Raw genomic sequence first — 13,875 nt, forward strand, 5'->3', positions numbered from 1 at the left:
GATCTCAATACACATGTGTATTGTCAATTGTGTATGGAAAGCAATATGACGGCGCCTTCGTCTGACTTATAATGCCTGCTCTGTCTTATCCATGAGAGTGCTGCCATGCCTGCCCCCGCCAAAGCCAATCCGCGTGGCCGACCCAAAGGTCGGGCAGTGCTCAGTCAGCAGGATTGGTTTAATGCCGCGACCGAGGCCATCCTGGAAGGCGGCTTCGATCAGCTGCGCGTGCTGCCCTTGGCCAAACGTTTGAAAGTCACTCGCGGCAGTTTCTATTGGCATTTCGACGACCTTGGCAGCTTTATCCACTTGTTTCTCGATCAGTGGCAGGCCCTGCGCATGCGGGGCCTGCGTTACTGGCAGCCTGGTAAAGATCCCAGCCTCTCACCTGAGCAGGAAGTAGATCGGGTGCTCACGCTGATGTTTGAGGGACCGGCCGTCGAGTTCAAGCGCATGAAGGTTGAATTCGCAATCCGCGACTACGCGCAGCGCGACGACTATGCACGCAACATCGTTGCTACTGTGGATAACGCGCGCGTCGAACAGAGCGCGCAGCTGCTTGAACCCCTGGTTGCCCCCGGCACTGCGCGGGCAATGGCGCTGATCCAATATTCAACGGTGCTGGGTAGCGTACTACTGTTCCGCGGTCAGCTCGGCGGCGACGAATCACTGGCCACGATCCGCAATCACTGGCAGCAGCTGCTAAACGGTCCTCAAGCAGACGCTTAAGGAGCCGATACCTTTTGACGCGCTGTACACAGCTGGTTACGTTCCTGTCAGATAAGCCGTGTGCGAACTATGATTACATTGTGCAATCATCGGCAAGTAGCTGATGCTTCCATCAGTAGACGGCTTGGCCGCTGGCCGTCGCGTAGAACGGGGATAAGCAGTGCTGATTGGTTCCTGGTTTTATAACGCCGAGTTAAATACCGGCCCGCTGTTGCAGGGAATGCATCATCACAGCCTGATGTTTCTGTCGATCGTGATCGCCATCGCCGCGTCTTGGCTGGCGCTGCAGGTTGCCGGTCTGGCTCGCGTTGCCGTTAACGAATCGGCGCGTAAAGGCGCCATCGTCAGCGGCGCCGCTGCACTTGCTGGTGGCATTTGGGCCATGCACTTCATCGGCATGCTCGCCTACGATATCGGCATGCCTGTTCGCTTTGATCCGGCAATCACCCTGCTGTCGTTCCTCCCTGCCCTGGCCGCTTCGCTAATCGCCCTACCGCTACTGTCGCGCCGCGAGCTGGGCTGGAGCGAGCTCGCACGCGGCGGCATTCTGATCGGTTTGGGTATCGGCTGCATGCACTACACCGGCATGTTAGCCATGCGCGCCGACGCGCAATTGCTGTTTGATCCTGCCTGGTTTGTCGCGTCCATCGTTGTCGCCACCGGCCTGTCTACCCTGGCGCTTCGAATTCGCTTCGGCTTGTCACAGAAATCACCAAGAGCTCTATTCATTGCCGCTTTGATCATGGGCTTGGCGATTGCCTCAATGCATTACGCCGGCATGGCAGCAGCGCGTTTTATCGGTATCGCGCCGGCAAACTACAGCCCAGAGTACAGCCAACACCTGACGCTAGGTCTGATCATTGCCTTGACCACACTGATACTCGGCGGGCTGGTGGGTGTGGTTAACGGTATCGTTCGTTTCAGCCAGCTATATCGCCAGGTGCATGACAGCGAAGCGCAAACCCGCGCCGTATTCGATACCGCAGTAGACGCGATCGTCAGTTCAGACGAGCACGGCACCATTCACGAAATGAACCGCGCCGCAGAGCGCCTGTTCGGCTGGTCAATGGCAGAGCTGGTCGGCCAGAATATGCGCCTGCTGCTCACTGATCAGAGCTACCAAGGTCATCTCGCGTTTTTGCGTGAGTTCAACGCAGGCCTGCGCCCCCAGTTGCTCGGTAAGAGCCTGGATAGCACCTGTCGTCGGCGTGACGGTAGTGAGTTCCCGGTACGTGTTGCCATTGGCCAAACCGGGACGGGCGACGTAGTGCGCTTTGTCGGGTTTATCAGTGATATCAGTGAGCAGCGTCGTCTTGAGCAATCACTGCAACAGCGGGAAGAACAATATCGGACGCTGATTGCCAATATCCCGGGCACCTCATTCCGCTGTTTGCCGCGCGATGATTGGCCCATGCTGTTTATCAGCGAAGCTGCCGAACAACTCACTGGCTGGCCAGCCGACGACTTTCTGGCAGGCGGTAAAAGCTTTGCCGCGTTGATCCATCCCAACGACGAGCAACGCTGCTATGACCGCGTAATGCACGCTATCAGCAAGCGTGAGAAGTACAATATTGAGTATCGTATTATCCACCGCGATGGCAGTGAGCGCTGGGTTTCGGAAAGCGCCAGTGCCATCTTCGACGAGCAGGGAACGGCACAATGGATCGACGGGGTGATGATCGACATTACCCACAGCAAGCAGCGTAACGCCGAATTCGAGGGCATTGTCTATGCCATCAGCCAGGCACAGGGCATGCTTGAGCTAGGTATGGACGCAACTATTCTCTCGGTAAACGAGCGCTTTCTCGCCCTCAGCGGCTATGCGCGCTCAAGTCTGCTGGGAGCCCCACACGCGCTGGTGTTCGAGCCCTGCGATGAAAGTAACCAACTCTGGCCAAGGCTGAGTAAAGGCGACTACGTGGCCGGCGAGTTCAGTCTGCGCCACATTGATGGGCATGTGGTTTATGTACAGGCTTATTACAACCCTATCCTTGATACGGACGGCAAGCCGCGCAAAGTAATCATGCTGGCAACCGATCTCAGCGAACGTCACCGCATGGAAGTCGACCTGGTTGAGGCCAAAGAGCGGGCCGAACTGGCGGCGGAATCCAAAGGTGCCTTTCTGGCCAACATGAGCCACGAAATTCGTACCCCGATGAACGCTATCATTGGTTTTAGTGACGTGTTGCTCAGTGACAACCAGCTACCAGCCGCTCAGCAACAACACGTCAAAACCGTGCACAACGCAGCACGATCACTATTGGGTCTGCTAAACGATATTCTGGATACAGCAAAACTGGAAAAAGGCGCAGTACAGCTGGAATACCAGTCTTTTTCGCTATTCGAGCTTTGTCAGCAGCTGCTTGCCGTTTTCCGCCTCGAGGCGACGCAGAAAGGTCTGCAGCTAACGTTTGACTATCAACTGGATCAGCACTACTTCTACGGCGACGCCATGCGTTTACGCCAGGTACTCACCAACTTGATGGGTAATGCCATCAAGTTCACCCTCGACGGCCAGGTTGAGCTGCAAGTCAGTTCCGCGCAGGACGGCATCTGCATACGCTTGCGCGACACTGGCATCGGCATTGATCCGCAACGAATCAAGCTCATCTTTGAACCCTTTGCCCAAGCAGACGCCTCGATGAGCCGGCGCTTCGGCGGTACCGGACTAGGGACGACGATTTCCCGGCAGCTGGTAGAGTTGATGGGTGGCAGCATAAAGGTTGAAAGCGAGGAAGGTGTAGGCTCGTGCTTCATCATCCAACTACCGCTGATTGAAGCGCAATCGTTGCAACCCTCCAGCTCTAGCAAGCGTATCACGCTACCGCCGCTGAAGATTCTGGTGGCCGATGATGTTGCCGATAACCTGCGCTTGATGGAGGTGATCCTTAGCGCTGACGGACACAGTGTTACCTGCGTTACCAACGGCCTTGCTGCCTTTGAGCGGATGACCGAACAGCACTTTGACCTGATCCTCATGGATATGCAGATGCCTGAGGTGAGCGGCCTGGAAGCCACGCGCATCATACGCCGCTACGAAACAAACCTGGGCAGGCCGCCAACGCCAATCATCGCGCTAACCGCAAGCGTATTGGATAAGGATAGGGAGGCAGCCAAGGCAGCCGGCATGGATGGTTTTGCCTCAAAACCGGTAGACCGCCTCGCGCTGCAGCGCGAGGTGTGCCGAGCTTTGCAACTCACCGAGCAGCTCACCGACGAGCCTGCTATGGCCGCACCAGCGCCCGCCGAAGGCTCGATCAATTGGTCCGAGGGTGCTCAGCGCTGGGGTAGCTCCTATGCCTTGGAGCAGGCTCTTCGTCTCTTTTTGCAGAGCAACCAGGATACACCAGGTCAGCTGGCACAGCTGCTGAAGACCGGACAGAGCGAAGGCGCAGCGGCCTTACTACACCGACTACGTGGGAGCGCCGCCAACCTGGGACTGCAACAGGTGCAGGTGCTTGCTACGGCCATGGAGTCACGTATAACCGAGGAAAACCTTGGTGACCTGACCGACGCAGTGCATGAGCTACATGAGGCCTTGCAGGCTGCCGAGGCTGCAATCCCGGCGCCAACCGAAGATCAGCAGACAGTCGCGAAGCTGCCGATAACGCAGCAACAGCAACAGCAACGTCATAAGCTACTCAGCAATCTGATCGCCAGCCTGAAGCGGGGGGAAATGCTGGAGAGTCGCCTATCAAAGCTCGTCGGTCTGGTATCAGAGCCGCGGCTGACGCTGATCCAGCAAGCACTCGACGATTTTGATTTTCACCTAGCCGTGCAGCAGCTCGAACTCGAGCTTGCCGCGCCCGTTATCGAAGACTGATGCCATGCCATTGAGAGATGCCCGCCGTACCCTGTTGCTGGTCGATGATGAGCCGTCCAACCTGCATTTGCTGCGCCATATTCTGCAAGACGAATACCGGTTGCTGTTCGCCCGTGACGGCGAACGAGCGCTGGCACTAGCCGGGACAGAAAGCCCGGACTTGATACTGCTCGATGTAATGATGCCCGGTATGACGGGATATCAAGTCTGCAGCCGGCTCAAGGCAAACCCTCTCACCGATAGTATCCCGGTTATTTTTGTGACCGCTCTCAGCACTGTGGAAGACGAAATCCGCGGCTTTGAGCTTGGCGCAGTGGACTATATTTCCAAACCGGTTAGCAGCCCGATAGTGCGTGCTCGGGTGCGCACTCACCTATCGCTGGTGCGTGCCGACGTGCTGCGCGAGACGCGCCTCAACATCGTCCAGTGTCTCGGTATGGCAGCTGAGTACAAGGATAACGAGACCGGCCTGCACGTCATCCGCATGAGCCATTTTTCACGCATCATCGCGCTTGCGGCAGGCTTCAGCGAAGAGGAAGCCGATGAAATCCTGCACGCGGCACCCATGCACGACGTTGGCAAGATTGGCGTGCCTGACGCCATACTGCAGAAACCCGGCAAGCTCGACGAGCAGGAATGGCAAGTGATGCGGCAGCATCCCGAGATCGGCGCGCAGATTATTGGCGATCACGATGCCACGCTGCTGCAAATGGCCAAACGCATTGCCCTCTCGCACCATGAAAAATGGGATGGCTCAGGCTATCCCAAGGGCCTGGTCGGTGAGGCAATTCCTATTGAGGGCCGCATTGTCGCCATCGCCGATGTATTCGATGCGCTAACCAGTGTGCGACCCTATAAAAAGGCCTGGACAGTAGAAGCTGCAGTGCAACTGATCCAGGAGCAAAGTGGCAAGCACTTTGATCCAGCGCTGGTAACCTGCTTTATCAATAGCATTGCGGCTATCATCGAGATTCGTAATCGCTGGGCGGAGTAGCCTTGCCGCCCTGCCTGTGGAACACTTCTGCCCACGACCTTGTCTGACCCTTTTCTCCTTCTCTGGATCTGCTCCGATGATGCTGTGCCGTACTTTACTGCTGCTGACTATGCTCACTGCTCCCTCGCTGGTCTGCGCTGAACCCAAAGAGGTCGACTGGCTCGATCTGCTGCCCGCCGAAGACTATCAGGCCATGCTGGACATGCCCGAAATCGATCATGGCAACGGACCCGACGCGAACGGAAGTTTCAGCAACAGCTTACGGCAAGAGGACAATAGCCTGCCGGCCGTCATGTATTCCACAACGGTGGTTGCTGAGATGGACCAGCAGGAGATCAAAATCGGTGGTTACCCTGTGCCAATTGAAAGCGATGCCAATGGCCGCTATACCCAGTTTTTTCTGGTCCCCTACGCCGGTGCCTGTATTCACGTTCCACCGCCGCCACCGAACCAGATCATTCTGGTGAACTACCCCGCCGGCATGGATCTCAGCGATATCTACCAACCGCTGTGGATAGAGGGGGTATTACGAGTATCGCAAACCAGCAACCAGTTAGCCGATGCCAGCTATGAACTGGATGCCGACCAGGTAGGTCCCTACGACGGCCCTTGAGGCATGAACAACCCGCCTTAAAAAGCAGTCGTATACAATCGCCCAGCCGGGTGGCCCTGCACGTGGAGCCAATCCGCTATGCTGTCGAAATGTCATCATTTTCACTGGAGTTGGATCAATGCAATTTCTAATTGGCCTGATAGGGCTGGTGCTACTCATTGTAACCAGCCTGCGTCGCTGGCTTCTGCGCCGTGAATCGCCCCAGAAGCAGGCTGTCGACTTGCCCGTCGAGCTTTTTCAGGTCGGTTCAGCGGTAATAGCCCGCAGCCGTGACGATGCCCCCGGCGGCAGTGTGATCGTGATGCATGGGTTTGTAGAAAACTTTCTCTATTTCACCGAGCACTATGCCGACCCCAATATTCAGCTAATCATGCTGACCAGCGCGGACTATCATTTGCCGATAAACCAGCCACGCTTCAGCACAGCTGACTGGATAAAGGTTCCAAGCCAGCGCCCCGGCACCATTGCCTACGACGCAGCAGTGCTGAACCAGGCGCTGGAGCACCTTGCGACCGGTACCCAGGTGCGGGTACATGGCCATTCACGTGGCGGTGCGGTCACCCTGGAAGCCGCGCGTCAGCGTCCAGATTTATTCGAGCGCGTTGAAGTAATACTCGAAGCGCCGGTGCTGCCGCAAGGTAAGCCCTACAAGCCGGTACCGTCTATTGCGCGCTGGTTTGCCCCCTTCTATCTGTTCGCCTGGCAACAACAACCTATCAGCCCTGCCAATGCCAAGATTTTTGGCCCGCTGGATAACCCGCGCAAACGTGAGCTGATCATGGCGTTACCGTTCAATCCCCGCTACGGAAAGACCTTCGTGACCAATATGAAAGATCTGGCGGACTGGATGGAAAACACCGGCACTGACATTTATCAGCACGTCAAATTCGGCGCCATTCTGGTACCGTCCAAGGATCTGGTGCTCGACGCCGCCGCGATGCGTCAGAGCGCGCAGCAGGCAGAAAACTTACAGATCATTGAGGTAGAAGGCTGTAGCCACCTGATCACAGCGGACCGGCCAGACAGCATTCCACCGCTGCCGGCCGTTTGATATGAGTTACACCCTGGAGCCCATCGGGGTGGTGCATTCATGCTTCAGTGAGAAATTCGCCATTCCGCGCCAGCCCCAACTGGCGCCCGCTGCCACCGGTATCCTGGAGTTGTTCCCACCCTATAATCAGCCCGAGGCGCTGGTCGGTCTGGAGCACGTCAGTCACCTTTGGCTGTTATTTGTCTTTCATGCTGCCGACAGCGGTCCAAAACACCTGCGCGTCAGGCCACCACGCTTGGGCGGCAACCAGCGTATCGGGGTGTTCGCCAGCCGAGCAACGCACAGACCCAACCCACTGGGGCAGTCCGTGGTCAAACTCGAAGGCATCGTTGACGGCATGCTGCTGCTGTCCGGCATCGACCTGCTGGATGGCACGCCGGTACTGGATATCAAGCCCTACGTGCCCTATGCCGACGCGCTACCTGAAGCCCGTAACGACCTCGCCCCGGCACCGCCCGCACCTATTTTGGTGGAATGGTCAGCGCTGGCCTTAACGCAAGCCGATGAGCACGGCGAGCGTTTGCGCGCGGACCTGAGAGGCCTGATCGAGCAATGCCTGGCGCAGGATCCAAAACCGGCTTACCAACAGCCCGAGCCTTCACGAGAATATGGCGGCCGCTTCTGGGATCTGAATGTGCGCTGGCATTACCCGGCGGCCGACTGTATTCGGGTTATCGACATCCAGCAGGTAAACCTACCCGATTAAGCTTGCGTCACAAATCCGGCTTTAGCATATATACTCCGGGCGACAGGCCAAACGGGACGCAGCTCGATTATGGGTGTGTTGTACTTTTCTCCAATGTTGCTGGGTATATGTCTGTTGCTGGCTATCGCCATCAGCGCAACAGCATTGCGCGTTATGGTGCCAACCGAACGGGGCCCCGGTTTCTGGATGGCAGGAAGCTGGTCGTTAATTGGCGGCATTGCCTTGTTCATCGGCTTTATCATCAGCCACAACCCCGTGCTCAACGTTCTTGGTAATGCCGCTCAACTGGCTGGCGAGGCCTTGTTTTTACTCGGCATTTTTCGCTTTCTGGGGCGCCCGCTGCCCTGGTGGACAGTCCCGGTCAGTGCGGGTCTGATGTCACTGGTTAATACTCATTACTGGCTATTCGACGGCAACTCGGATTTCCTTATGGGGGTATACTCGACCATTGCCGGACTTCTACCCGCGCAGGCTATCTGGCTGCTGCTACGCTACCAGCACGACGCGCAAACCAGGCCAGCCCAGCTACTGGTCGGTGTCAGTCTGGTTATCTATTCTGTCGTAACCCTGTTGCGAGGCTACCTCGGCTACCACGACTGGTGGCACGATCAACCCTACATTCAACCCTATGAATCGTTCAGCTACCTGCTGCCGTATAACTTTGCGATCCCTGCCTTGGTCATGGGCTTTATCGGTTGCACCTTGATGACCACACAGCGCGTACTAGCGCGCAGCCAACAACTGGCCGATCAGCTGCAAGAACTCGCCACCCGAGACTCGCTCACCTGCGTACTTAACCGGCGTGCCTTTCATGAACATTTACTGCAAGAAATGGCTCGCGCCCAACGTTATAAAACCCCGCTATGCCTGGCTATGCTTGATCTGGTCCACTTCAAGAGGCTCAACGATAGCTTGGGCCATCTGGGTGGCGACCATGCGTTACAGCAATTTGCCTGGCACTGTCATGAACACGCCCGCGCCACTGATGTGTTTGCCCGCTTTGGTGGGGAAGAATTTGTCTTGTTGATGCCGCAAACCACCGCAACTGAAGCCCAGGCTGTGCTGCAGCGCCTGCATGATGGGATATGTGTCCAGCCTCAGCACTACCAGGAGCAAGTCTATCAACTGCGCTTCAGTGGCGGCTTGGCAGAACTAGAGCCCAATGATACCCCCGACAGCCTGCTTAAACGGGCCGACCAGGCGCTCTATGCAGCAAAAGCGGGCGGAAGAAACCAGATAAAGCTCTGGTCACCAAACCCGTAACATTGGTTACGTGGCATACTCGAACAGCCATTTTTTACTACGAGGTCCCTAGCGGTGTTCAATCTAGGTCATGTTGCCTTGCTGATGCTGCTTCTGCTGATCGGCTGGTGGCTTTTACGCAATTTGGGTCTACGCGATCAGGCCATGCGTTTGGTGCGCAATCATTGCCAACGCAGCGACGTACAGCTGCTGGACGATAGTATTGCCCTTACCGGCATGAGGATCGCGCGCAATCGACGCGGCCGACCCGGCCTGGTTCGTCGCTATGCATTCGAGTTCACCGTCACAGGTGAGCATCGCTACGATGGCTATATAGATTTGCATGGTCAGCAACTGCTGCATCTCGAAATGGCGCCGCATCCTTTCCCGGGTGGGGATTCAGAGCAGCAAGCCAAAGAACAACCTACAGCCACGCTGCATAGAATACATTAAATCTATATTAATCAAATGCTTATAAATTTTACCGGGCACCCTTTGTTCCACGTGGAACCCTTGCCTCCAGCGCATTCGCGCCTGTCATGCTGAGCCAAATCCCTACCCACTTGCTAGCGGGTCCTCTAGGTGCAGGCAAAACCTCCCTGCTGATGAGCCTGATGCGACAAAAGCCAGAGCGCGAGCACTGGGCGATCCTGATCAATGAGTTTGGGCAAATAGGCTTGGATCTTGCCCTACTCACCAGCGAGCAGACAGATGGCATCAGTCTCAGTGAGATACCAGGCGGCTGCCTGTGCTGTGTGAATGGCCTACCCTTTCAGGTCGGCCTGGGAAGGCTATTGCGCAAGGCAAAACCTGATCGGCTGTTCATAGAGGCCTCAGGTCTGGGCCATCCGGCAAAACTGCTTGAGCAGCTAGGGCAGTCGCCCTGGGTCGGCGTTCTGGCATTGCAGCCGCTGGTGATGGTAGTGGACGGGGCAGCGCTAGCATCTGGCGCCCCCTTAGCTGACAGCCAACAACAAGCCTTACCCCTGGCGAGTCTGGTCGTATGCAATAAAGCGGATAAGCTGAGTAGCCACGCCGCAGAAGCCTTGCAACAACGATTTAGTACACAGCAGCTGCGCTTTACCCGTCAGGGCCACCTTGACTGGCAGCACCTGCCACAGGCAGAAGCAGAGCTGGCCACCGCTCGCGTACCAGAGGCAACAGCAGCAACCGAGTTACCAACACTTTGGCTAGAGCACACGAACTGGATCAGGTCACACCAGTTGCAACGAGCGCCCTACTCCCTGGGCTGGCGTATGTCACCAACACAGCGTTTCAGCCTAACCCAGCTAGAGCACTGGCTTACCAGTAGCCAGTGGCAACGTGCCAAGGGCATCGTAAATACAGATCAGGGCTGGAAAGCGTTTAATCTGTTGCCCGATACCAAGCCTGCCTGGCAGGACAGTCCCTGGCGGCAGGACAACCGCATAGAACTGATTGTCGCCGATGCGGATAACGCCAACGTCTTGGAACATAGGTTGCGACAGGTTGCTCTGAGCCAGTAATCTAGCCCCTTTGCCTTAATGCGCAGGCCAACATGACCCGTTTTTTGTTTATCCCACTGATGTGTTTACTCAGCACTACGCACGCTTGGGCACAAGCCTGCCTGATCGTGTCCACTGATCAAAAAGTACCCATTCGCATGTGTCAGCAGAATATGACCATTCCTCAGCATTTGTTCGCTGACAACTTTTGTCACCCGCAAATCCCGGACAGAAGCTTCGAGATCACCATGGTCGATGAGTGCCCGGCGGAAGCTTATGGTATTTGTGCAGGGTCGCACACTGACGGCGTGGGTTATCAGCAGTCGATTTTTTATTACAGCGACCCAAATGACGCTCCCGTGTTAAAGGCCTACTGCGAAAAAGTAAGCAAGGGAGCCTGGCAATCACCAGCGCAAAATACGGAGTAGGCCGCCGGGTTAGTTAGCCGGCGGCGAGGCTGGCAGACCGCTCATATCCAGCGTCTGGCCCTGCTTTAGGCCCATAGCCCCGACCGTTCCTGCTGGAACCTCCAGAACATAACGTAGCGGCTCAGCAGCCTGGTAAACGCTGCAGGGCATCTGTGCACAAGGAGGAACCTCAGCGAAGATATGCTCAATGCGGCCACTGGCACTGACAAACAGCAAATCCAGGCTGATCTGCATATTGTGCATCCAGATAGCAGGACGTGTACCCACCGGAAAGTCGAACAGCATGCCGGTGTTATCCGCTAGCTCACGGCCCATCAGGCCTTGTCGACGAGTCTCCGGGTCAGCAGCAACATCAAAGGTGAAAGACTCCGAACCTAACATCAGGGTTTGCTCAAGCGGTTCAGCGGTTACGCTCACCGCCCAAGAACATGCCATAACTGCAATCAAGCATCTGATTTTCATAGACTTTCCTAGGTTACGAACGGTCCTTTGCCGGTGCTCACTTACGCATGATGCCCGCTTGAACACGCTGAACCGCAAAGCGGGCGCGCCCTACCCACGCCGAGGTTGAGCCGAGCAGGAGCTCTCATTTTTTCTGGGGGCGCTTCCAGCCACTGATGTTGCGCTGGCGCGCACGGCTGACGGCCAGACTGTCAGCTGGAACATCCATCGTGATAGTTGAGCCAGCCGCAGTCGTTGCCCTCGCACCCACGGTTACCGGCGCAACCAAGGCGCTGTTGGTGCCAATAAATGCAGCGTCTTCGATACGGGTTTTGTGCTTATTTACGCCATCATAGTTGCAGGTAATGGTCCCAGCGCCGATGTTAACGTTGCTACCGACCTCGGCGTCGCCAATGTAAGACAAGTGGTTAACCTTTGAGCCTTCGCCGATATTCGCTTTCTTGGTTTCCACAAAATTACCGATTTTGGCCCCACGGGCAAGGCAAGTACCTGGGCGCAGGCGCGCGTATGGGCCGACTTCACAATCTTCCCCTACCTGTGCCTGCTCAAGGTGGCTGAAAGCCTTGATATGGCTTCCAGCAGCGATCACAGAGTCGCGGATAACGCAGTTCGCCTCGATGATCACGTTATCAGCAATACTTACCTTGCCTTCGAATACCACATTGATGTCCACACTGATGTCACGCCCAACGACCAATTCACCGCGCACATCCACCCGCGCCGGATCAGCCAAGGTGACACCCGCTGTCATCAGGCGTAGCGCCTGACGCGCCTGATATTCGCGCTCCAGCACCGCGAGCTGAACCCGATTGTTGGCACCCATCACCTCCTGCTCGCTCGTCGGCTGCGCGACCTCAACCGGAACCGCCTCGGCCACCGCTAGCGCCACTACATCGGTAAGATAATACTCACCCTGCGCATTCTGATTCGACAGGCTGCCGAGCCATGCTGCAGCGCGACCACCCGGCAGCGCCATGATGCCGGTATTGCCTTCGTTGATCAGCAACTGTTCCGGGCTGGCATCCTTCTGTTCGACAATCGCCATCACACGCTCGGCAGCGTCACGCACGATGCGGCCATACCCGGTCGGGTCCTGCATATTGACTGTAAGCAAGCCCAGCGCCTGTGCACCAGCCTGACGGCTGAGGTGCTCCAGCGTCGCAACCTGTAACAAGGGTACATCGCCGTAAAGGACAAGTATCTGCTCTGCTCCGGCAGTATCCGGCAGCGCCTGGGCTACCGCATGCCCAGTACCCAGCTGTTCATGCTGCATTACCCAGTTCAGATCCGCTGCATCAAGCTGCTGCTGTACCTGTTCCGCGCCATGCCCAATAACGACATGAATACGCTCTGGAGAGAGCGCACGGGCGCAATCAATCACGTGCCCCAGCATCGGCTTACCGGCAACCGGATGGAGGACCTTGGGTAAGGAAGAGCGCATGCGTGTGCCTTGACCGGCAGCGAGGATGACAACGTGCAGATTCATTAAAACGTCCTGTAGTGACGGGAAACTTCCGTGGATGATAGCAAAAGTGCAAGCTGCAAGCTGCAAGCTGCAAGCTGCAAGCTGCAAGCTGCAAGCTGCAAGCTGCAAGCTGCAAGCTGCAAGCTGCAAGCGTTAACAGGATGGCGGCCGGGTTTGACCAGTCAAGCTCTATTTGAACTTTGGGTGGGCTTCTAGCTTCTAGCTTGAGGCTTGAGGCTTGAGGCTTGAGGCTTGAGGCTTGAGGCTTGAGGCTTGAGGCTTGAGGCTTGAGGCTTGAGGCTTGAGGCTTGAGGCTTGAGGCTTGAGGCTTGAGGCTTGAGGCTTGAGGGCAATAAAAAAGGCAGCCGAAGCTGCCTTTTTTATTGTTGGAAAACTCAGCGATTGTTGCTCGCTGGTCCACCGTATTTCTTGCGAAGTTCCTGCACGGTGCGCAGTTGCGCTGCCGCTTCGGCAAGACGAGCAGAAGCCGAACCGTAATCGAACTCGGCACCCTTCTCGTTGAGAGCCGCTTCTGCGGCTTTCTTTGCTTCCAGAGCAGCTGCTTCGTCAATGTCACCGGCACGTACCGCTGTGTCGGCGAGCACTTTGACCACGCTGGGCTGTACTTCCAGGAAGCCGCCAGAGATGTAAAACACCTCTTCGCTACCATCCTGTTTGATCACCCGAACGGGGCCTGGCTTGAGGTCGGTTAGCAGCGGTGCGTGGCCGGGCATAATGCCCAGATCACCCAGGTTACCGTGTGCTATCACGCGCTCAACCAGGCCTGAAAACAGCTCTTCTTCCGCGCTTACGATATCGCAGTGCACTGTCATAGCCATTGTTTTGCCTCGGTTTTGCGTCCCCTTGCGGGGACGCAC

General features: G+C 56.6%; 13 protein-coding genes. 10 read left to right on the forward strand and 3 right to left on the reverse strand.

Annotation, left to right across the window (positions count from 1 at the left end; translation table 11 throughout):
• Nucleotides 1-105 precede the first annotated feature (105 nt).
• The 10 genes from H4J77_RS06770 (at nucleotide 106) to H4J77_RS06815 (ending at nucleotide 11,070) form a co-directional block, all read left to right on the forward strand.
• Nucleotides 106-729, forward strand: coding sequence for a TetR/AcrR family transcriptional regulator (locus H4J77_RS06770; protein WP_182247658.1), 624 nt, complete (start codon nucleotides 106-108; stop codon nucleotides 727-729).
• Nucleotides 730-889: 160 nt separating this feature from the next.
• Nucleotides 890-4,552 carry a PAS domain S-box protein gene (locus H4J77_RS06775; RefSeq protein ID WP_182247660.1) on the forward strand — a complete coding sequence of 1,221 codons (3,663 nt, stop codon included), beginning with the start codon at nucleotides 890-892 and terminating at the stop codon, nucleotides 4,550-4,552.
• Nucleotides 4,553-4,556: 4 nt separating this feature from the next.
• Nucleotides 4,557-5,546, forward strand: a complete 990-nt coding sequence (locus tag H4J77_RS06780; RefSeq protein WP_182247662.1) for a two-component system response regulator — start codon at nucleotides 4,557-4,559, stop codon at nucleotides 5,544-5,546.
• 79 nt (nucleotides 5,547-5,625) lie between these two features.
• Complete coding sequence (locus H4J77_RS06785) at nucleotides 5,626-6,159, forward strand: DUF3299 domain-containing protein (protein ID WP_182247704.1); 534 nt, start codon at nucleotides 5,626-5,628, stop codon at nucleotides 6,157-6,159.
• Between the two features lie 118 nt (nucleotides 6,160-6,277).
• Nucleotides 6,278-7,210 carry an alpha/beta fold hydrolase gene (locus tag H4J77_RS06790; RefSeq protein ID WP_182247664.1) on the forward strand — a complete coding sequence of 311 codons (933 nt, stop codon included), beginning with the start codon at nucleotides 6,278-6,280 and terminating at the stop codon, nucleotides 7,208-7,210.
• A 1-nt stretch (nucleotide 7,211) separates the two neighbouring features.
• Nucleotides 7,212-7,916, forward strand: coding sequence for a tRNA (N6-threonylcarbamoyladenosine(37)-N6)-methyltransferase TrmO (gene tsaA / locus H4J77_RS06795; protein WP_182247665.1), 705 nt, complete (start codon nucleotides 7,212-7,214; stop codon nucleotides 7,914-7,916).
• Nucleotides 7,917-7,985: 69 nt separating this feature from the next.
• The gene (locus tag H4J77_RS06800; protein ID WP_182247666.1) at nucleotides 7,986-9,179 is read left to right on the forward strand and encodes a GGDEF domain-containing protein; all 1,194 of its coding nucleotides are present in this window, start codon (nucleotides 7,986-7,988) and stop codon (nucleotides 9,177-9,179) included.
• Nucleotides 9,180-9,233: 54 nt separating this feature from the next.
• Complete coding sequence (locus H4J77_RS06805; protein WP_182247667.1) at nucleotides 9,234-9,611, forward strand: DUF3301 domain-containing protein; 378 nt, start codon at nucleotides 9,234-9,236, stop codon at nucleotides 9,609-9,611.
• Between the two features lie 86 nt (nucleotides 9,612-9,697).
• Nucleotides 9,698-10,663, forward strand: a complete 966-nt coding sequence (locus H4J77_RS06810) for a GTP-binding protein (protein WP_182247668.1) — start codon at nucleotides 9,698-9,700, stop codon at nucleotides 10,661-10,663.
• A 32-nt stretch (nucleotides 10,664-10,695) separates the two neighbouring features.
• Nucleotides 10,696-11,070: an NADH:ubiquinone oxidoreductase gene (locus H4J77_RS06815; protein WP_182247669.1), complete on the forward strand. Its 375-nt coding sequence runs from the start codon at nucleotides 10,696-10,698 to the stop codon at nucleotides 11,068-11,070.
• A 9-nt stretch (nucleotides 11,071-11,079) separates the two neighbouring features.
• Here the strand turns inward: H4J77_RS06815 and H4J77_RS06820 are convergent, their stop codons facing one another.
• The 3 genes from H4J77_RS06820 to H4J77_RS06830 form a co-directional block, all read right to left on the reverse strand.
• Nucleotides 11,080-11,505, reverse strand: a complete 426-nt coding sequence (locus H4J77_RS06820) for a DUF192 domain-containing protein (protein WP_182247670.1) — start codon at nucleotides 11,503-11,505, stop codon at nucleotides 11,080-11,082.
• Between the two features lie 151 nt (nucleotides 11,506-11,656).
• Nucleotides 11,657-13,018, reverse strand: coding sequence for a bifunctional UDP-N-acetylglucosamine diphosphorylase/glucosamine-1-phosphate N-acetyltransferase GlmU (gene glmU, locus H4J77_RS06825; protein ID WP_182247672.1), 1,362 nt, complete (start codon nucleotides 13,016-13,018; stop codon nucleotides 11,657-11,659).
• Between the two features lie 374 nt (nucleotides 13,019-13,392).
• The gene (locus H4J77_RS06830; RefSeq protein ID WP_123888054.1) at nucleotides 13,393-13,836 is read right to left on the reverse strand and encodes a F0F1 ATP synthase subunit epsilon; all 444 of its coding nucleotides are present in this window, start codon (nucleotides 13,834-13,836) and stop codon (nucleotides 13,393-13,395) included.
• Nucleotides 13,837-13,875 lie beyond the last annotated feature (39 nt).

It is taken from the genome of Pseudomonas sp. 5Ae-yellow, assembly GCF_014077575.1.
GTDB lineage: Bacteria > Pseudomonadota > Gammaproteobacteria > Pseudomonadales > Pseudomonadaceae > Halopseudomonas > Halopseudomonas neustonica.

Excerpts from the sequence above, each read along its gene's own strand:
- glmU (WP_182247672.1), bottom strand. The coding sequence starts at position 13,018 with ATGAATCTGCACGTTGTCATCCTCGCTGCCGGTCAAGGCACACGCATG.
- tsaA (WP_182247665.1), top strand. The coding sequence starts at position 7,212 with ATGAGTTACACCCTGGAGCCCATCGGGGTGGTGCATTCATGCTTCAGT.
- H4J77_RS06785 (WP_182247704.1), top strand. The coding sequence starts at position 5,626 with ATGCTGTGCCGTACTTTACTGCTGCTGACTATGCTCACTGCTCCCTCG.
- H4J77_RS06830 (WP_123888054.1), bottom strand. The coding sequence starts at position 13,836 with ATGGCTATGACAGTGCACTGCGATATCGTAAGCGCGGAAGAAGAGCTG.
- H4J77_RS06815 (WP_182247669.1), top strand. The coding sequence starts at position 10,696 with ATGACCCGTTTTTTGTTTATCCCACTGATGTGTTTACTCAGCACTACG.
- H4J77_RS06800 (WP_182247666.1), top strand. The coding sequence starts at position 7,986 with ATGGGTGTGTTGTACTTTTCTCCAATGTTGCTGGGTATATGTCTGTTG.
- H4J77_RS06820 (WP_182247670.1), bottom strand. The coding sequence starts at position 11,505 with ATGGCATGTTCTTGGGCGGTGAGCGTAACCGCTGAACCGCTTGAGCAA.
- H4J77_RS06770 (WP_182247658.1), top strand. The coding sequence starts at position 106 with ATGCCTGCCCCCGCCAAAGCCAATCCGCGTGGCCGACCCAAAGGTCGG.
- H4J77_RS06790 (WP_182247664.1), top strand. The coding sequence starts at position 6,278 with ATGCAATTTCTAATTGGCCTGATAGGGCTGGTGCTACTCATTGTAACC.
- H4J77_RS06810 (WP_182247668.1), top strand. The coding sequence starts at position 9,698 with ATGCTGAGCCAAATCCCTACCCACTTGCTAGCGGGTCCTCTAGGTGCA.
- H4J77_RS06780 (WP_182247662.1), top strand. The coding sequence starts at position 4,557 with ATGCCATTGAGAGATGCCCGCCGTACCCTGTTGCTGGTCGATGATGAG.